This is a genomic window from Hydrogenoanaerobacterium sp. (genome assembly GCF_032017025.1).
GTDB lineage: Bacteria > Bacillota > Clostridia > Oscillospirales > Ruminococcaceae > Hydrogenoanaerobacterium.
This window is the reverse complement of the sequence record NZ_DALZQO010000008.1, coordinates 104458-123509: the sequence shown is the minus strand read 5'-3', so window position 1 is coordinate 123509 and position 19052 is coordinate 104458. Positions and strand designations below refer to the sequence as shown.

17 protein-coding genes are annotated in these 19052 nt (G+C 47.1%); 12 read left to right on the top strand and 5 right to left on the bottom strand.

The features are described 5' to 3' along the window. Positions 1-57: 57 nt before the first annotated feature. Positions 58-465: a type IV secretory system conjugative DNA transfer family protein gene (locus RTV33_RS07030; RefSeq protein WP_312642898.1), complete on the bottom strand. Its 408-nt coding sequence runs from the start codon at positions 463-465 to the stop codon at positions 58-60. Between the two features lie 630 nt (positions 466-1095). Between RTV33_RS07030 and RTV33_RS07025 the strand changes: the two genes are divergently transcribed. The 10 genes from RTV33_RS07025 (at position 1096) to RTV33_RS06980 (ending at position 10365) form a co-directional block, all read left to right on the top strand. Continuing rightward, positions 1096-1404 carry a metalloregulator ArsR/SmtB family transcription factor gene (locus RTV33_RS07025; protein WP_312642892.1) on the top strand — a complete coding sequence of 103 codons (309 nt, stop codon included), beginning with the start codon at positions 1096-1098 and terminating at the stop codon, positions 1402-1404. A gap of 171 nt (positions 1405-1575) precedes the next feature. Further along, a complete protein-coding gene (locus RTV33_RS07020; protein ID WP_312642890.1) occupies positions 1576-1905 on the top strand; it encodes a metalloregulator ArsR/SmtB family transcription factor in 330 nt (109 codons plus the stop codon). Between the two features lie 37 nt (positions 1906-1942). Next, positions 1943-2335: an arsenite efflux transporter metallochaperone ArsD gene (arsD, locus tag RTV33_RS07015; RefSeq protein WP_312642888.1), complete on the top strand. Its 393-nt coding sequence runs from the start codon at positions 1943-1945 to the stop codon at positions 2333-2335. Then, positions 2335-4077: an arsenical pump-driving ATPase gene (gene arsA / locus RTV33_RS07010; RefSeq protein ID WP_312642886.1), complete on the top strand. Its 1743-nt coding sequence runs from the start codon at positions 2335-2337 to the stop codon at positions 4075-4077. Before arsD ends, arsA begins: the two co-directional genes overlap by 1 nt. 18 nt (positions 4078-4095) lie before the next feature. Beyond that, positions 4096-4545 (top strand): arsenate reductase ArsC, encoded by a 450-nt coding sequence (locus RTV33_RS07005; protein WP_312642884.1) that lies wholly within the window; start codon positions 4096-4098, stop codon positions 4543-4545. 291 nt (positions 4546-4836) lie between these two features. Beyond that, entirely contained in the window at positions 4837-5487 is a 651-nt protein-coding gene (locus RTV33_RS07000) for a TetR/AcrR family transcriptional regulator (protein WP_312642883.1), read from the top strand. Continuing rightward, positions 5450-6157 (top strand): ABC transporter ATP-binding protein, encoded by a 708-nt coding sequence (locus RTV33_RS06995; protein ID WP_312642881.1) that lies wholly within the window; start codon positions 5450-5452, stop codon positions 6155-6157. The genes RTV33_RS07000 and RTV33_RS06995 overlap by 38 nt, the downstream gene beginning before the upstream one ends. Further along, entirely contained in the window at positions 6151-8502 is a 2352-nt protein-coding gene (locus tag RTV33_RS06990) for an FtsX-like permease family protein (protein WP_312642879.1), read from the top strand. Before RTV33_RS06995 ends, RTV33_RS06990 begins: the two co-directional genes overlap by 7 nt. Positions 8503-8515: 13 nt before the next feature. Continuing rightward, a complete protein-coding gene (locus tag RTV33_RS06985) occupies positions 8516-9895 on the top strand; it encodes an HlyD family efflux transporter periplasmic adaptor subunit (protein ID WP_312642877.1) in 1380 nt (459 codons plus the stop codon). 128 nt (positions 9896-10023) lie between these two features. Continuing rightward, a complete protein-coding gene (locus tag RTV33_RS06980; protein WP_312642875.1) occupies positions 10024-10365 on the top strand; it encodes a hypothetical protein in 342 nt (113 codons plus the stop codon). A 257-nt stretch (positions 10366-10622) separates the two neighbouring features. On the opposite strand, the gene RTV33_RS06975 is transcribed toward RTV33_RS06980, so the two are convergent. Genes RTV33_RS06975 through kdpF form a run of 4 tightly spaced genes read right to left on the bottom strand, consistent with a single transcriptional unit; the run spans position 10623 to position 15150 of the window. Then, positions 10623-11237 (bottom strand): K(+)-transporting ATPase subunit C, encoded by a 615-nt coding sequence (locus RTV33_RS06975; protein WP_312642873.1) that lies wholly within the window; start codon positions 11235-11237, stop codon positions 10623-10625. Positions 11238-11254: 17 nt separating this feature from the next. Next, positions 11255-13309 carry a potassium-transporting ATPase subunit KdpB gene (gene kdpB / locus RTV33_RS06970; protein WP_312642871.1) on the bottom strand — a complete coding sequence of 685 codons (2055 nt, stop codon included), beginning with the start codon at positions 13307-13309 and terminating at the stop codon, positions 11255-11257. Positions 13310-13322: 13 nt separating this feature from the next. Next, positions 13323-15047, bottom strand: a complete 1725-nt coding sequence (gene kdpA / locus RTV33_RS06965) for a potassium-transporting ATPase subunit KdpA (RefSeq protein WP_312642869.1) — start codon at positions 15045-15047, stop codon at positions 13323-13325. A gap of 25 nt (positions 15048-15072) precedes the next feature. Further along, entirely contained in the window at positions 15073-15150 is a 78-nt protein-coding gene (gene kdpF / locus RTV33_RS15670) for a K(+)-transporting ATPase subunit F (protein ID WP_396327233.1), read from the bottom strand. Between the two features lie 424 nt (positions 15151-15574). Here kdpF and RTV33_RS06960 point away from each other — a divergent pair, with 424 nt between their 5' ends. Both RTV33_RS06960 and RTV33_RS06955 read left to right on the top strand, forming a co-directional pair. After that, complete coding sequence (locus RTV33_RS06960; protein ID WP_312642867.1) at positions 15575-18280, top strand: sensor histidine kinase KdpD; 2706 nt, start codon at positions 15575-15577, stop codon at positions 18278-18280. Next, on the top strand, positions 18273-19013 hold the full coding sequence (locus tag RTV33_RS06955; RefSeq protein ID WP_312642865.1) for a response regulator transcription factor: 741 nt from the start codon (positions 18273-18275) through the stop codon (positions 19011-19013). Before RTV33_RS06960 ends, RTV33_RS06955 begins: the two co-directional genes overlap by 8 nt. Positions 19014-19052 lie beyond the last annotated feature (39 nt).

Genomic DNA, 19052 nt, shown 5'->3' with positions numbered 1-19052 from the left:
ATTGAAGTAAAGGTATAATGAACCAAAATTAGGGTAAATTCGACAATATGACTAAGTCTAATATTTACAACTGAAAATAAAAATACGCACCGTCTTACGGTGCGCAATTCGAGATACGGTCAAGACCATACTCTTAATGTCTTCCGTCGACATACGTTTAATAGGTGTTACTTCATTTCTGCGGGTTACCTTATAGTCCTTTATTTTAGGCAGATAATCGGTGTAATACGGCAATTTTGTCATCATAGGTGGGCATCCTCCCGATTTAATAACGATATACTCACCAAACGGTATCCTGATTATTTCTCCTGCTGAAAGCAGAGGCTTCGCAATCATCTGTACTGTCTGTGAACCGCCTTTGCCCATCGACACACTGCCGCTTTGTACCGTACCATTATCAAGTATCTGAGAGATCTCTTTGGCACTATCATAAGCCTGCGGAGCAACGTATGTGGTAACAGTGATTTGGCAAGTTTTCTAATTATTTTTCGTTTAATTTTAGATAGTTATTGCTAAAATCTATTGCATTCCACTTAAGTCCTAAGACTTCACTACGCCTTAACCCAAGAACTGCCGCAAGAAAAATGGTGGGAAATATCTTGTTTTTCTTACTTATAGCTAATAACTCTATTATTTGAGAGGTATTATAAAAATTTGGTGGTTATATAATTTTGGCTCTACATTGACTACTGTGTGGCACTTCTGCCCCTGTACACGTTATCGGTCGTTGCCATGCAACGTGAGGCATGCTCGATTGTGTTAAACAATGTCGTGGCATACTATCTCACCAACTTGGTATCCCTTGTCGATTCGAGTTGTTCAGTTTTCAATGTGCTCTAATTACGGTGGTCGCTGGGTGTATGCTTGCGAGCTTTTCTGTAATACATACCGATTTAGGTTTATTCAGCTAAAATTTACTATTTGGTCTAAATATGTTTAAAGCGGGGATGCTGGTAAGCAGCTCCGCTTTTATAAATATTGTTAATTATGTTTGCATCAAAAAAGACGTATTTTTTGTAAATTTTAGATTGACGAAAATCGATTTGAGGAATATAATACAAATATCTATAAATATAGATGTGAAGGGATTACAGAATGAAAAGTAATTTAGAGCAAAATGCAAAAGTATTCAAAGCCTTTTGCGATGAAAACCGCCTTATGATATTGGAGCTTCTCCAAAGCGGGGAAAAATGCGCCTGTGAGCTTCTGGATGGTTTGCATATAAGCCAATCCACTCTATCACATCATATGAAAGTACTATGTGATTCAGGTGTTGTACGGGGTCGAAAGGAAGGCAAATGGACTTACTATTCGATCAGTATCGAGGGTAGCACCTACGCAAAACAACTGCTTGAAAAATTAACGGTGCTAGATGCTATCGAAAAAACTTCTGAATGCAAATAAAGTCATCGTAAAAATGGCTTAATTGCAAACTTATCATATCGATAAATTTAGTTTTATAATAAATTTATTAAGATGGATTTCTTTCTTAAGTTGTTGTAACAAATGACTTTGTATGAGCATAGTATATGCGTATATGCTCATACGAAGATACATCTAGAGGGAGGTGAAGATGTGGTAGATGTATTAAAAGCACTTGCAGATGAAACTAGGCTGCGTATATTGGCACAGATTATGAAGGGTGATATGTGCGTTTGTGAAATTGAGGCGTGTTTAGGTTTAACACAGTCTAATGCTTCAAGGCACTTAACCACTTTGAAAAAGGCAGGCGTTTTAGAAAGCTATAAAAATGCGCAGTGGACATATTACAAAATAGACAAATCGTTTGTTACTGAGAATTTGGATTTGTTTACGTATTTGGAAACAAAACTTAAAAATATGCCTTGTTATACTAACGATTGCGAAAACTATTGTAGATGCAAGCAGCAGAATTTATGCAACTGAGAATATCAACAAAAATTAGTTAGAGGAGATATTTGCTATGAAAAAAATGTTTATTTACGAGCCTGCTATGTGTTGTGCTACCGGTCTTTGTGGTGTTTCTGTAGACCCCGAGCTGCTCCGCATTTCTACCGTACTGAGCAGCTTAAAGAAAAACGGCGTTGAGGTTACCCGTTTCAATCTTTTCAATGCTCCGCAAGAGTTTATAAAAAACACAAAAGTAAATCAAATGATGAACAGTGGCGGAGTAGAGGTGCTGCCAATTACTGTTTTAGATGGAGAAATTGTAAAAAAAGGCAGCTACCCCACAAACAATGAGCTGGCTCAACTTTTGAATGTTCCCGAAAGCTATTTGGGTATAGGAGTATCCAAGGTAAAAGTAACGTCAAAAAAGAATGACGGTGGATGTAACTGTAAAGGTGGTTGTTGTTAATGGCAAAGAGCCTTAATCCTCAAGAAATAACACTTACAAAATACTTGTTTTACACAGGAAAAGGCGGCGTTGGAAAGACATCAACCGCCTGTGCCACTGCGATAACCCTAGCAGATGGTGGTAAGAAGGTATTGCTGATCAGTACCGATCCTGCATCTAATTTGCAGGATGTATTTGATACCGAGCTTAATGGAAAAGGTACGCCTATCCAAGATGTTTCCGGTTTAGTTGTTGCAAACCTTGACCCGATTCAATCTGCTGCCGAGTACCGTGAAAGTGTCATCGTTCCTTATCGCGGTAAATTGCCTGAGGCTGTCATAAAAAATATGGAAGAACAGCTTTCCGGGTCTTGTACGGTAGAAATTGCAGCATTTAACGAATTCTCTAACTTTATTACAGACAAAGCGATAGCAAATGAATACGACCATATCATTTTTGATACTGCTCCGACCGGCCACACCCTTAGGATGCTACAGCTTCCGTCTGCATGGAGCAATTTTATCAGCGAGAACACTCACGGTGCTTCCTGCCTTGGTCAGCTTTCCGGTTTAGAAGATAGAAAAGAAGTGTACAAAAATGCAGTATCAACCCTTGCAGATGGAAACATGACAACTCTTATACTGGTCTCCCGTCCGGAAGATGCCCCGCTAAAAGAAGCAAGCAGAGCGTCGACAGAACTGAGAGAGCTTGGTGTAGAAAATCAAATATTGGTTATCAACGGTGTTTTATCAGAGTTTGATGATGCGGTATCTGAAGGCCTGTATCGCAAACAGGAAAAGGCACTTACTGGAATGCCTGATAGCCTAAAGCAGATCGAGACATACCAAATTCCTCTTAGGGCGTACAACATCATGGGGCTTGCTAATATTCGCGCGTTCTTACATTCCGACCAACACTCCATGAGTAAAGAAACCTTAAATGCAAATGACATATCGGGTCTTAATGATGTGATTGAGGATATCTACCAAACCCGTAAAAAGGTGATTTTCACAATGGGCAAAGGTGGCGTCGGAAAAACCACAATTGCGGCCGCAATCGCTTTGAGTTTGGCACACAAAGGGGTCAAAGTCCATTTGACAACTACAGATCCTGCAGCTCATTTGAAATATGTAATTGATGAGCAGCCAAACATCTCTATGAGCCATATTGATGAACAAGAGGTTTTAGCGAAATACAGAGAAACCGTCCTCAACAAAGCGAGAGAAAACAATATGAATGAGGACGATATTGCGTATATCGAAGAAGATCTTCGTTCTCCCTGTACACAGGAGATTGCGGTATTCCGCGCTTTCGCAGATATTGTGCAGCGTGCTGAAAAAGAAGTTGTGGTAATCGACACCGCCCCTACAGGGCATACGTTGCTTTTGCTTGATTCTACACAAAGCTACCACAAAGAGGTACAGCGCACCATGGGTGATACACCTGAATCGGTTAAAGAGCTTCTTCCTAAACTGCGTGATGCCAACCAAACAGAGGTGATTATCGTTACACTTGCTGAAACTACCCCTGTTTTCGAGGCGATGCGCTTAGAGGAAGACCTGCACCGTGCAGGTATCCACAGTAAATGGTGGGTCATCAATTCTTCTCTATACGCCACCGATACCCAAAATAAAATACTAAAAGCAAAGGCAAGCAATGAGATTGAATGGATTAACAAGGTGGATGCCCACTCAAATGGAAACTTTGCTGTAATTCGGTGGAGCGGTGAAGAAATAAAGGGAGATAAGCTGCTGGAGCTGTAGATAAGAAAGGATGTTTTTATGGTTAAAGTAGCGTTTGTTTGTGTCCACAATTCCTGCCGCAGCCAAATTGCGGAGGCTTTGGGGAAACACCTTGCCGGAGATATTTTGGATTGCTATTCTGCGGGGACGGAAACGAAACCGCAGATGAATCAAGATGCAGTACGGTTGATGAAACAGCTGTATGGTATTGACATGGAGAAAACCCAGTATTCAAAACTGATTTCTGAAATTCCGCCTGTGGATATTGTGGTAACAATGGGCTGTAACGTTGAGTGTCCGTTTCTTCCTTGTAAGCACCGGGAAGATTGGGGATTGGATGACCCGACCGGCAAGGATGACAAAGAGTTTTTAAAAGTGATATCATCCATTGAACATAACATTCTTGAACTGAGGAATCGAATGCTTATAACAAGAGGATACCATGAGCTCGGTTGCATTGAGGTTAAAGTTGAAAACGGCATCCAGTAGTTTAATACAGTGGCTGATCAGTTTCGTCCTCCTTTTAAAACTGTACTGTCTGTGAACCACCCTTACCCATCGATACGCTGCCACTTATACTTTTAAATTGATGCGACGAACAAAACGATGCTGCGATTTTGCGGTATCGTTTTTTATTTGTAAAAGCTTTTTAGCTTCCAAGTTTTTATTAGGATATGGTGTAAAAAAATATTTACATGACACCCTTGTCATTTTGCTTTTTTTCTGATATATTATGCTTGAAATGACACCCCTGTCATACTATTTACTGGAGGAGCTAAAATGCCTACTGTTACGTTTGAAAACCTGCCCGAGGAAAAAAAGAACCGTATTCTTGAGGCGGCGATCGATGAGTTTGCCGAATACCGATTTTCCGATGCCTCCATCAACCGCATTGTGAAAGCGGCCGGAATTCCGCGAGGCAGCTTTTATCAATATTTTAGAAATAAAGAAGATATCTATATGCTGGTGATAGAAAAAATCAGCAAAGGAAAAATGGAGATTTTTTCGCGTGCGCCTGCATTATCTGAGGGGGCTACGTTCTTTGACGCGGCCATCGCAGCGGTACCCTCCATTCTCGAATGGGTGCAGCGCTGCCCCAAGTACGATCGTATCGGTATGCTGATGACACAGGACAGCAGCGAGTTTATGCAGCACATCATCGAGCAGATGCAAACTGCTCAGCATAGTGTGATTGATTTTTTAAAACGCGACCAGCAGTGCGGGCTCATCCGCAAGGACGCCGACCTTGAGCTGGTAGTTCAGATGTTTCTGCCTATTATGACGACGACGCTGCGCGAATATTACAGCAAAGACGGCCATGAGGAGGCGATTCGAAAAATAGGAAAGATTTTCGATATCATCGGGATGGGAATTCTAAGTGAGGAGGCGCGGCATGAAAGAAACTGTACTGCGGGGAGAAGCCCTTTATAAAACCTATGGCGCAAATGAAGTGGAGGTAAACGCCTTGCAAGATGCCTCCTTCGAAATCCATAGCGGTGAATTCATTGTGGTGCTGGGGCCGTCCGGCTCGGGCAAAAGTACGCTGCTCAACCTGCTCGGTGGTATGGATCATCCCACCAAAGGGCGGCTGTGGTACCGCGATAAGGAGCTAACCGATTACAGCGATACTCAGCTTTCGGATTATCGCAAGGATGTAGTGGGCTTTATCTTCCAGTTTTTTAACCTCATTCCCTCCCTCACCGCTGAGGAGAATGTAGCGCTAGCGGCCAGTATTGTTCCAAACCCGATGTCCCCGGGCGAAGTGATGGCGATGGTGGGGCTTAAGGGGCGCGGGCATCATTTTCCGTCGCAGCTTTCGGGCGGAGAGCAGCAACGGGTGTCGATTGCGCGGGCAATTGTCAAAAACCCCGGGCTGCTGCTCTGCGACGAACCCACAGGTGCTTTGGACAGCAAAAACAGCGTGGCGGTGGTAAAGCTGCTGTTGGAGGTTCGTAAGCGGCTGGGTTGCCCGGTGGTTACCATTACACATAACGCAGGTATGGCGCAGGTGGCCGACCGAGTGTTCCACATGAGAGACGGCAGAATTGAGCGAATAGAAGTAAACACATCGCCTGTTTCGGCGGAGGAAATGGTATGGTAAAATACCTGTTTTTAAAAATGCTGCGGGATATCCAAAAGAGCGCCGCGTCGTATCTGGTGGCAGCCATGATTGTCGCTGTAGGCTTTGCCGGGTACTCGGTGCTGTCCATCGCCGCTGGCCAATTGGAGCAATCCAAGCAGTACTTTTTTAAAGTAACCTCATTTGCCGATGCCTTTGCTGAGGTGCAGCAAGCGCCGCTTTCGGTAACGCGCAAGCTGGAACAGATTGAGGGTATCAAGCAGGCTCAGGGGCGCCTTGTGAAAACGGTTCAGGTTGCAGGTATGGGGCAGGACACCGAACTGAGGCTTTTATCGATTGAACAGGGCGGGCTGAACCTGCCGCTTCTCTCACGCGGAAGCCTACCGTGGGCAGGAGAAAGGCAGATTGTTTTGGGCGACGGGTTTTCCAAGGGGCATGGGCTTTCGGCGGGCGATACCGTTGAGTTGGCGGTGGGCGGGCGAAAAACCTCGTTTGAAGTAACCGGCAGCGGGATATCACCCGAGAACATCTATATGATCAAGAATATCAACGAGCTGCTGCCCACCCCTGAAACTTATGACGCCGCCTTTATGGATTACCGAACCATGGCGCGCTTGTTTTCGATGGAAGGGCGCACGAACAATATTGTGTTTACACTGGAGCACGGCGTGGAGTTTGCCGATGTGGAGGATGCGGTGAAGCAGCTGCTGAAGCCCTATGGCTGTTACCGCGTTTATGAAAACAAAGATGAACTCTCGGTTTCGGTGCTTGAGATGGAGCTGGAGCAGCTCAACAAGGTGACGACCGTCATCCCTTTTATGTTCCTGTTTATATCGGCAATTATTCTTTACATCACCCTGCACCGGCTGATTGAACAGCAGCGCACGCAAATTGGCACCATGATGGCGATGGGAATCCCTGTGCGAGCCATAGCGTTGCACTATACCGGCTACGGCGCGGCGGTTGGGTTTTGCGGGGGGCTAGGCGGCGGCATTTACGGCAGCCTTGCCGCGGGGCCGATGGCGGATTTCTACCGCGCTTATTTCAGTTTACCAAATGTTTCGCAGCCAATTTCGATGCGGTATCTGATTATCGGTACCCTTGTCGCAACTTGTTTTTGTGCGGTGGTGGGTGGGCTCTCGACACGCATCTCCAGCAAGCTAGCGCCCGCCCAGGCGCTTCGTCCGGCAGCACCAAAAACTGCCCGACGCCTGTTTTTAGAGAAGCTACCGGGGTTTATAAAGTTGCTAACCGTGCCCGGGCTTATGGCGGTGCGCAGCATTGCACGCAATCGGCGGCGTTCGGCGCTTTCACTGTTCGGCATTGCGTGCGCCTATATGATTACGGCGACGCTGGTTTCAATGAACAGCATGTTTGACATTTTTCTGTTCAATTATCTGGAAAAAAACCAGCGGCAGGATATCACTGTAGCGTTCAGCGGCCCTGTGGCCGCTCATCACGCCCTAAGCGCCATTCGCAGCCCGGGCATGGAACAGATTGAGGGTATCATCGAGCTGCCGGTTAAGCTGCGCGGAAAAGGCGGAGAGCTGGATTGTGTGATACAGGGTATGGATGAGGATTCCTCCCTGTGCCGCCTTTATGACGAGAATGACCGGCAAGTGTTGGTACAGCCCGAGGGGATTGTTCTTTCGGTACATATGGCGGGTCGGCTTGGTGTAAAAGCAGGCGACTCCATTGAGGTGGAAGTATCCTACCCCGAAAAACGCGTTAGCCGCGTCGCCGTAACGGGCATTATGGCACAGTATCTGGGCAGCAACGCCTATATGTCCCATCACAGTGTGGGAAAAATCAGCGATTACCGAAACGTCTACACATCGGTGCTGATCAAAGCCCCCGCTCCTGTGCAGCAGGAGCTGCGCCACAGCCTTGACGGCACAAAAATGGTGGCATCGGTGCAAAACAGGCAGCAGCGGGTGGAACAATACCACAGCATGATGGGCAATATCAGCGGGATTATGGCAGCGATGGCGGCAATGGGCGTACTGGTTGGTTTTGCGGTCATCTACACCAGTTCCCTCATCTCGTTTGAAGAGCTGAAAAGAGAAATTGCCACGATGCGGATGCTGGGGCTTTCTGATAAGCAGTGCCTGGATACCGTTTCGGTCAACCAATGGATACTGACCTGCGGAGCGGTGGTGCTGGGGATTCCTATGACGATGGCGATGAGCCGGCTGATCTCAAAAAGTATGGCGCTTGAGATGTTTTCAATTCCGGATTTTGTGGATTCTACATCGCTCGTAATGTCGATTGGTCTGATTTTTATTGCGGTGGCCTGGAGCAACCGGGTGATCTATAAAAAGCTAAAAAAAATCACGCCGGTAGAGCTGCTGCGTGAGCGAGAATAATGAGGTGAGCGATATGAAGAAAAAATATAAATTTATCCTTGCGGCGGGGCTGCTTGTTGTTTGTGTAATTGCGGGGGCATTCTATCTGCTGCAGCCAAAGCTTGTGGAGACGCAGGCGGTAACCTACGGCGCCCTTAGCGAAAGCATTACTGAGCAGGGCAAGCTGTCGCCCGAGCGCAGCATTACCATCAACGCCGGCATTACCGGGACGGTGGGTAAGCTGGAATTTAATGCAGGGCGCGATATCGAAGGGGGCGAAACCCTTTTTGAAATTGATGCAACAACCGCAAAAAAGCAGATGGAAGATCAGATTAAGTCGCTGAAGCTGCAGCAGGCGGCTATCTATTCCGGCAATGACACCACGCAGGCAGAAATAAAGCTGCGCGCCGAGCAGCTTCGGCAGCAGTTGACTGCGGCAAAGCAGCAATACGACCGACTGTTCGGCAGCGGAGAATCGGCCGAGGCACTGTTGGGCGTGGCAAAAAGCAACTACACCCTAGCCCGCCGCAATTACCAGGATTTTAAAGATTACTACGGCGACGACGGGTTTACCAGCGGGGATTCTGAACTGGATACCCAGCTTTATACGCTGCGCAACCAGATGAACATCGCCCGCCAAAACCTAATTATCGCCGCAAGCGAGAATTCAGAGAGCACCCGAGCCTATTACAATAACCTAATCGCATCCTGCGAGGCGCAGCTTGCCGCATTGGGTAAGAACGATTCCTATGCCAAAAGCAGCGCCAACGCTGCGGCGCAGCAGCTGCAAATTACCATCGATGATTTGCAGGAAAAATTGGAGCTCGGTACGGTAACCGCTCCCCACGGTGGAGTTATTTGGCGGATTTTGGTGAATGAGGGGGATTTTGTTGCCGAGAATCAGCCGGTAGCAAGCTTGTATCTTGAGGAGGGGATGCTCATTGAAGTGCCGCTGCTGGTACAGGATGCGCTGGCTTTGCGTGTTGGCGATACAGCGCAATGCCGTTTTGCCGATGGTACTGCCATTGCCGCAACGGTACGGTTTGTATCTCCGGTGGCGGAAGATGTTGTTTCCACCATCGGATTGACCGAAAACCGCTGCGTGGCAGAGCTAATTCCCTCCGAAATGCCTGCGAACACCGGTGCGGGGCACCAGGTGGATGTCACCTTCTCGTTTGTAGCGGCTGAAAATGCCCTTTCCGTTTTGGCGGGCAGCATTGTACCCTATGAGGCAGGCAGCGCTGTTTATGTAGTAAGGGGCAGAAAAGCTGTGCTGGTTCCGGTAGAAACGGGAGTGCAGCGTGGCGGCAGGGTGGAAATTCTCTCCGGTTTAGAAGAAGGCGATGAGGTGATTCTGAACCCCTACGAAAACAAGATTCAAAACGGGAGCCGTGTGGCGGCCAAAGCACTGTAAAACAACGGTGATACCGTTAGACCGGAGCATAACTTTTTTAAAATAAGCCTTTTGTGGCCCTTCACCTCGAAGCTCATAGGTACGGCCGTACTCCTGCTTAAGAGAAAAAGCTTTGTATCGAGAACAACATGAGCGAAATATTGTTTACCAATAATATTTTTGCAGCCAATACTCCCATTCACATAAACAGTATGAAACGAATGGTGTCAGATCGCTCTTATTATGCGTCACCTTATAAATTTACTAAACATAAACTGTTATTAGTTTACAATAATCAAGAGAGGGTCTTAAGAGATATGTTCGATAGATTGAGCTCATTTTTCTTTCCATCTGAAGGTCGCCGCTGGTTTCCTAACTGGGTTCGCCGAGACCGTAACCGAGATCGCCATGGCCGCAATGATGGCCGCCGCGACCACCGTGACCACCGTGACCGTCACGACCGCCATGAACACCACCGTGATTGGCATTAAAATTTAAACCACGCATCGATCTAACATAGCGCAGGGAATGGTATGCGCGTAGATTGCAATGTTAATGAGCGGAGTTGCTAGTCAGCTCCGCTCTTCTGTAATGGATGGGGTGTATCTATGTGAAAAGCCCCGGAGCGGCGGTTGATCGCTTCGGGGTTTGAGGGGCTGTAACCTGATAGTTAGTTTGTCAGAACCGTTGGCTGAGCTTTTCACGCGCTATCTGACCAAGGGCAAATCCAACTGGAATCACCCGATGCTTACCCAATTCTTTCGAATATCTCCAAATTTACCAGCAGCACATTGACGGTTTCTTCCCCAAAAACACCAAGCAGTTTTTCGTTTGTATGCGCGTCTACAATTTCGGTCAGCTCCGCTTCGGTAAGCCCTGTCGCTTTAGACAGTGCTGGAATTTGAACCTTGGCCGATGCGGGTGAGATGTGCGGATCAAGCCCCGAGCCGGAGGCTGTCAAAAGGTCGGTGGGGATATCCTCTTGCTTTACGTCGGGGTTGCGCTTCAAAAAAGTGGAGATATCCTGCTCTACCCGATTTGCCAACGCTTTGTTGGACGGTGCGTAGTTGTTGGAGCCGGAGCCGACGCCGCTATAGCTGCCGTCAGCTTTCTGCTCTTGCGTGTAGGTATTGTAATTTACCGCAGAGGGGCGGCATTTCATAAACCTGTCGTCTTTAAAATCTTGTCCCACCAGCCGTGAGCCAACCGCTTTTCCGTTTACCTCCACCAAGCTGCCGTTTGCCTGTGACGGAAACAGAACCTGCCCAATGCCCGTTACCAGAAGCGGATAAGCAAGGCCGCACACAAGCATGAGAACCACAGTGAGCAGCACAGCGTTTTTAAAAGTTTTGCCTATATTCATAACTCAATCGCTCCTTTTTATAGCCCAATTGCGCGAAGCATGGGTGCAATGATTAAATCAATTGCTTTAATGCCTACAAAAGGTGTAATAACACCGCCCAAGCCATAGATCAGCATGTTTTTAGCCAGCATTTTTGCTGAGCTCATCGGCTTATACGGAACGCCCTTCATCGCAATGGGAATCAGCAGCGGAATGATAATGGCGTTGAAGATCAAAGCCGATAAAATAGCGCTGTTGGGGGTTGCCAGCCCCATGATGTTGAGCATCTGCATCTGTGGGATTGCCATCATAAACATAGCGGGGATAATGGCAAAGTATTTTGCCACATCGTTGGCGATACTGAAGGTGGTGAGTGAGCCGCGTGTAATTAGAAGCTGCTTGCCAATTTCCACAACCTCCAGTATCTTGGTGGGGTCAGAATCCAAATCTACCATGTTAGCCGCCTCTTTGGCGGCGGTAGTGCCGCTGTTCATGGCAAGGCCCACATCTGCCTGAGCCAATGCGGGGGCGTCGTTGGTACCATCGCCCGTCATAGCAACAAGCTTGCCCTCTGCCTGCTCCTTTTTGATGACCGCTATTTTATCCTCCGGCTTGCACTCTGCAACAAAACCGTCCACACCTGCCTCTTGTGCTATGGTAGCAGCGGTAAGGGGATTGTCACCTGTGCACATAATCGTTTTAATCCCAATTTCCCGCAGCCTTGCAAACCGCTCTGCCATGCCCGGTTTTACGGTATCTTTTAAATAAATAACACCCAAAATCCTCTGGTTAACACACACTACCAGCGGTGTACCGCCCAGCTTTGAGACATTGCTTACTTTGTCGGGCAGGTCACTGGGGATAGTACCCCCAAGCTGCTTTACGTATTCGGCAATGGCATCGGAAGCGCCTTTGCGAATTTTGGTACCGTCGGCAAGGTCAATGCCGCTCATACGGGTTTGGGCGGTAAACTCAATAAAGCGTGCTTTGGCGTAGAGGTCTGTAGTTCTATTACCGCCAAGCTTTCGCCCAAGCTCTACAATCGATTTCCCCTCGGGAGTATCGTCTTGCAAAGAGCATGCCACCGCACATTCAATCAGCTCGTTTTTATCTTGATGCTGCACCGCAATAAATTCTGATGCGAGACGGTTACCAAAGGTAATGGTTCCGGTTTTATCGAGTATCATGGTATCTACGTCGCCGCAAGCCTCAACCGATTTACCGGAGAGTGCGATAACGTTAAACCTCGTCACTCTGTCCATGCCCGCTATGCCAATGGCGGAGAGCAGGCCGCCTATGGTAGTGGGAATTAAGCAGACGGTCAGTGCAACCAGCGTAGAAACGGGGATTTCAACACCACTGTAGCGGGCAATGGGGTACAATGTGACAATGACGATTAAAAAGATAATGGTAAGGCTGACGAGCAGGGTGTTCAGTGCAATTTCGTTTGGTGTTTTCTGGCGGGATGCACCCTCAACCATGGCGATCATTTTATCGAGGAACGACTCGCCGGGGGAAGATGTAATTTTGATTTTCAGCCAGTCGCTTACCACAGTGGTGCCGCCGGTTACCAAGGCAAAATCGCCGCCGCTTTCTTTCACCACAGGGGCCGATTCACCTGTGATAGCGGATTCGTCGACCGATGCGATGCCCTCAATTACCTCACCGTCGTTCGGGATATTTTCGCCGCTTTTCACCAATACAATATCGCCCTTTTTTAGGTCAGATGCGTTGATGATTTGTTCAACGCCCTCAGACAGCAGTCTGGCACTGGTATCTTTCTGGGTTTTCTTCAGGCTTGCAGCCTGCGCCTTTCCTCTGCCCTCGGCAACGGCCTCGGCAAAGTTTGCGAACAAAACCGTAACAAAAAGCACAATGGAAACAATAATGTTGTAAGCCCTCAAATCGCTGCCATTTGCACCGAAGATATTGGGAAAGACCGAGAGCAGTATCGTAACAGCAAAGCCCACTTCAACCACAAACATAACCGGGTTTCTCATCATGGTTTTGGGGTTTAACTTAGCAAAAGCACTGGCAATGGAGGACGTCAGAATGTCCTTGGTAATTAACTTTGTCTTTTTAGCCTTGCTCATAAAAAAGCCTCCTTTAGCGCCAAAGCGCCAGATGCTCTGCGACCGGCCCCAGCGATAAAACGGGGAAGAAGGTGAGAGCCGCAAAAATTAAAACTACTACGACAAGCGAAACCGTAAAGGTAAGGGTATCTGTCTTTAACGTGCCTACCGTTTCATTTACCTGCCGCTTTCTCATAAGCGAACTTGCAATTGCAAGCTGAAACACAATGGAGAGATACCGCCCAAAGAACATGACAATGCCTGTTGTAATGTTCCAGAACAGGGTATTATCCGCCAGCCCCTCAAAGCCCGAGCCGTTGTTGGCAGCAGAGGAGGAATACTCATAAAGCACCTGCGAAAGCCCATGAAAGCCCGGGTTGGTGATTGCGCGCAGTCCTGCCTGTGTGCTGACAGCCAATGCAGAGAATGCAAGTATCAGCAGCGGGTGCACGATGATACACAGCGCGGTAAGCTTCATCTCTTTACCTTCAATTTTTTTACCAAGATATTCGGGGGTTCTGCCAATCATCAGCCCACAAATAAATACGGTTAAAACAGCATAAAGCGCCATATTCATAAAGCCAACTCCCTTGCCGCCGAATACCACGTTTAGCATCATGTTCAGCATTGGGGTAAGTCCGCCCAAAGGGGTGAGCGTATCGTGCATATTGTTCACCGTACCGGTGGTAAAAGCGGTTGTTACCGTTGTAAACAAAGAGGATTGCGCAATGCCGAACCGCACCTCTTTACCCTCCATATTGCCCATGCTTTGGCTGAGCCCCACCTGTGCCAAAGTGGGGTTGCCCATACTCTCGGCAACAAAGCAAAGTGAAAGCCCCAACAAAAAGATGATAGACATTGCGGCGAAGATGGTTCTTCCCTCGCCACCGAACAGGGCAGATTTTGCAAGAGCGGGGCTGGCTGCATATTGCTCTTTTTTACGGTCAAATACAGTAAGCCCAAATACAACCACACATGCGCCGGGCAAAATCATCATAGACAAAAGTTCAATTAAGTTGGATATAATGGTAGGATTCTCAAAAGGTGCGGCAGAGTTTGCGCCGAGAAAACCACCCCCGTTTGTGCCGATATGCTTGATTGATTCCAGTGAAGCGATGGGGCCCATAGCAATGTCCTGATAGCTCCCCTCTATGGTTTGTACCGTTACATTCGGTGAAAGATTCTGCGGAACGCCCTGCCAAATCAAAAGGATAGCGGCAAGTATCGAAATGGGCAGCAGTACGCGGGTTGTCACCCGTACCATATCCACATAAAAATTGCCCATGCCTTTTTTGCCGGCAATGCCGCGGATAAATGCCATGCAAGCCGAATATCCGCTTGCGGCAGAGGTGAACATCAAAAAGGTAATTACCATCATCTGGCTTAAATACGACAAGCCGGCCTCACCCGAATAATGCTGCAGGTTGGTATTGGTTATAAAGCTGATGATGGTGTTAAAAGATAAATCTGCCGGCATTGCACCGATTCTGTTTGGATTCAGGATAGGAAGCGCCTGTATCCTTAAAATCAGATATCCCGCCAGAACCATAACCGCGTTTGTAATAAGAAGAGAAAACACGTATCGTTTCCAGCTCATATCGTTGCAATCAATGCCGCATACCTTGTAGATTCCGTTATCGAGGTGGTTGAAAAGCGGGTCGGCAAAGGTTTTTTTATGGTCGGCTACATAATAGAGATATCGGCCGATTGGAATTACCAAAACAAGAAAAATACATAGTGTAAAAAATATCTGAATCATCTGTCTTTCCTCCTGCACAGCCGGGTTAAAACTTTTCGGGGTTTATTAGGGCATATACAAGGTAAGCGCCCAGCCCCAAAATCAATAAGATCAACAGCAACATAATATACCCCCTATTTGTTGATTTGGTGGTCGCACCACTGAATCAACCCTATTACTAAGGCAAAACCAACTGCCAAAATACCAAGCATGCATAAATCTGTCATCCTTACGTTTCCTCCTGCGGTTCATCTCTTTTGCAGCTACCAATAGCCACTGTTCCGGTTATTACCGGGCAGCTATAAGAGTATCATGCCAGAGATAAATACAGTGTGAGGGTTTTATAAAAGAGATAAAGACTTTGTTAAGATGCAATATGCTTAACAAAGTCTTTATCTCGTCCGGTAAAATTAAGTACAGTTTTTTATCTGTTTGGCGGTTTATATGCATTTATAAAATCTTAACACAAATCGTGCAAATTCTAATGAAGAATTAATTTTGTTTATGGTACAATGATAAAAAAGGATTGCACGGAGAGGTGACTCGCAATGAATGAAAACCGCCCGCACCCTGAGCATTTGCGGTTGGAACTTTCACGGCAGGTATTAAAGCAAAGGCGCGGCAAGCTCAAAATATTTTTTGGCTATGCTGCCGGTGTTGGTAAAACCTATGCCATGCTGGAGGCGGGGCATGCCGCCAAGGATGCGGGAGTGGATGTTGTTGCGGGGTACATTGAACCGCATTTGCGCCCCGAAACCAGCAAGCTGATTGAGGGTTTGGAGGTGATACCTGCTCTAAAAGTAACCTGGAAAGGGATTACCGTCAACGAGTTTGATTTGGATGCGGCCATTCAGCGCCATCCGACGCTCATTTTGGTAGATGAGCTGGCACACACCAATGCACACGGCTGCCGCAATTTAAAACGGTATCAGGATATTGAGGAGCTGTTAAAAGCCGGAATTGATGTGTATACAACCGTAAATGTTCAGCATATCGAAAGCCTGAACGATATGGTGTACCGCATTACAAAAATTGCCGTAAAAGAGCGGATTCCCGATAAAGTTATTGACTCGGCCGACCAGATTGAGCTGGTTGACATTGAGCCGGAAGAGCTGATTGCCCGCCTGAGCAGCGGCAAGGTTTACCGTAACGTGCAGGCGAAACGGGCGTTGCAGAATTTCTTTACAAAAGATAATTTGGTAGCGCTGCGGGAGATTGCCCTGCGCCGTACCGCCGATCAGATCAATAATAGGTTGGAGCAAGAAAACCCCATATCCAAGCGCGAATACTATACCAACGAGCATATATTGATTTGCCTGTCAAGCTCGCCCTCCAACGCAAAGGTGATACGTACTGCGGCAAGAATGGCAAATGCCTTTCACGCTGCATTTACAGCACTGTTTGTAGAGGTGCCGGGAACGAGCGAACTCTCGGGAGAGAACAGGGACCGGCTGCGCGCCAATTTAAGGCTGGCGGAGCAGCTTGGGGCAAAAATAGCCACTGTCTACGGTGATAATGTGCCGGAGCAAATTGCCGAATATGCAAAGGCGGCGGAAGTTTCTAAAATTGTAATTGGGCGCTCCAACAATAAAAAGCGCCTGCTTCCGCAGCAGACTTTTGTAGAAGCACTGACACAGCTTGCCCCCGATTTAGACATCTTTATCATTCCGGATCATTTCGCGCCATACGCCCGCCCTTCGAAGCTTAAAAAGGCACAAAATCCCGCAATCTCGGTATTGGACGCTCTGAAATCTGTCGCTATTTTAGCGCTTGCAACTTCGATTGGGTTTTGCTTTCACCATTTTGGGTTTAACGAGTCAAATATCATTATGGTGTATATTGCGGGCGTTCTGCTAACCTCTGTTTGCACCCACCGAAGGCTGTACAGCCTAATTTCCTCCGTACTGAGTGTTCTGATATTCAACTTCCTTTTTACCGATCCCAGATTTACCTTTAACGCATACGACAGCGGATATCCCGCCACATTTGTTATCATGTTTCTCGTCGCTATGTTTACCAGCTCGCTTACAATGCGTGTAAAAAAACAGTCCCGACAGAATGCGCTCAAAGCCAGAAGCACCGAAACCCTGCTGGAAACAAGCCAAAGGCTGCAAAAAGCAGAGGATACGATGGCGATTTATCATGTAATGGGCGAGCAGGTAAGAAAGCTGCTGGAACGAACGGTTATCCTCTATCCGGTGACAGCGGGTACGTCTTTGAGTACCGAACCAATTGTTTTTTCGGAAGAAGCCGAGGCCTCTGTGCAAAAATACCTTTCGCACGAAGAACGCGCAGTGGCGGAATGGGTGCTTAAAAATGATAAGCATGCAGGTGCCACAACCAATACTCTGTCGGGTGCAAAATGCCTTTGCCTTTCGATTAGAGGGCAAACATCTGCGGTTCATGCGGTTATTGCCATTTCAATGGAATCTGCCGAACTGGGCTCCTATGAAAAAAACGTACTCATATCTATGCTGGGTGAATTTGGGCTTTCTCTCGAAAAAGAAGCAATTTATCAGTCCAACAAAGAAATTTATATGAAAGCACAGCAAGAGCAGCTTCGGGCAAACCTTTTGCGCGCAATTTCGCACGACCTCCGCACTCCGCTGACGGCGATTTCCGGCAATGCAAGCATTCTTATGGGCAACGGCAACGTTTTAAACGCAGATAAAAAGCAGCAGCTTTACACCGATATTTACGACGATTCGATCTGGCTGATCAATCTGGTGGAGAATTTGCTTTCGCTTACCAGAATCGACAACGCCCAAATGGAACTGAACCTTCAGCCCGAGCTGCTGGATGAAGTGATCAACGAGGCACTTAGGCATATCAACCGGAAAAGTGTTGATTATTGTATCAGCGTTGATTTGGCGGACGACATGCTCATGGCAGCCATGGATGCAAGGCTGATTATTCAGGTGATTATCAATCTGGTGGATAATGCAATTAAATATACAGACCCGGGTACATCCATTCAAATCAAAGCGTATCAGCTGAGCCCCGAAAAAATCGCCGTGGAAATTTGCGATAACGGCAACGGCATTGCAGACCGCGATAAAGCCAAAATATTTGATATGTTTTACACCGCAGATAAAAACACAGGTGACAGCAGACGCGGGCTTGGGTTGGGGTTATCGCTGTGTAAATCTGTAATAAACGCGCACCAAGGGGAAATATCCGTGCGGGACAACCACCCAAAAGGAACTGTCTTTTTGTTCACATTACCAATAAAGGAGACGAATGCATATGAATAAGCTGAACCTCTTTGTGGTGGAAGATGACAAGGCAATTCGCAACCTCATCGCTACCACGCTGGAAACACAGGGTTATCATTACCAAACGGCCTCAACGGGCAGTGCTGCGATTATGGGCATTTTGTCTTCTAAACCGGATATCGTTATTTTGGATTTGGGGCTGCCTGATATGGATGGAGTCGATATCATACGCAAGGTTCGCGAATGGTCGGAGGTTCCCATCATTATTGTAAGCGCCAGAAGTGAGGACAAGGATAAAATTCAAGCGCTGGATGCCGGTGCGGATGACTACCTGACAAAACCCTTTAGCACAGATGAGCTTTTGGCGAGATTGAGAGTTACCCAGAGACGGCTTAAAAACATCGGCTCCATGTCCTCATCGGCGCAGGACACGGTTTTTAAAAATGGAGATTTGAAAATTGACTATCCGGCGGGATGTGCTTACCTAAGCAATACAGAGCTTCGTCTCACCCCCAACGAATATAAACTGCTGTGTCTGCTTGCCCGAAATGTGGGAAAGGTTTTGACGCACAATTTTATTCTGAAGGAGATTTGGGGCAGCACACTGTCGGGCGACACGCAGTCGCTGCGGGTGTTTATGGCAACTCTCCGCAAAAAGATTGAGACCGATACCGCAAACCCCAAATATATTCAGACGCACATTGGTGTCGGCTACCGTATGCTTAAAATAGAGGATGCGGAAATAAAGCCATGTAGCGCCGAAGCAAAATGAAATTTAGTTTATACGATATTACAACAAAAAATCATGTGC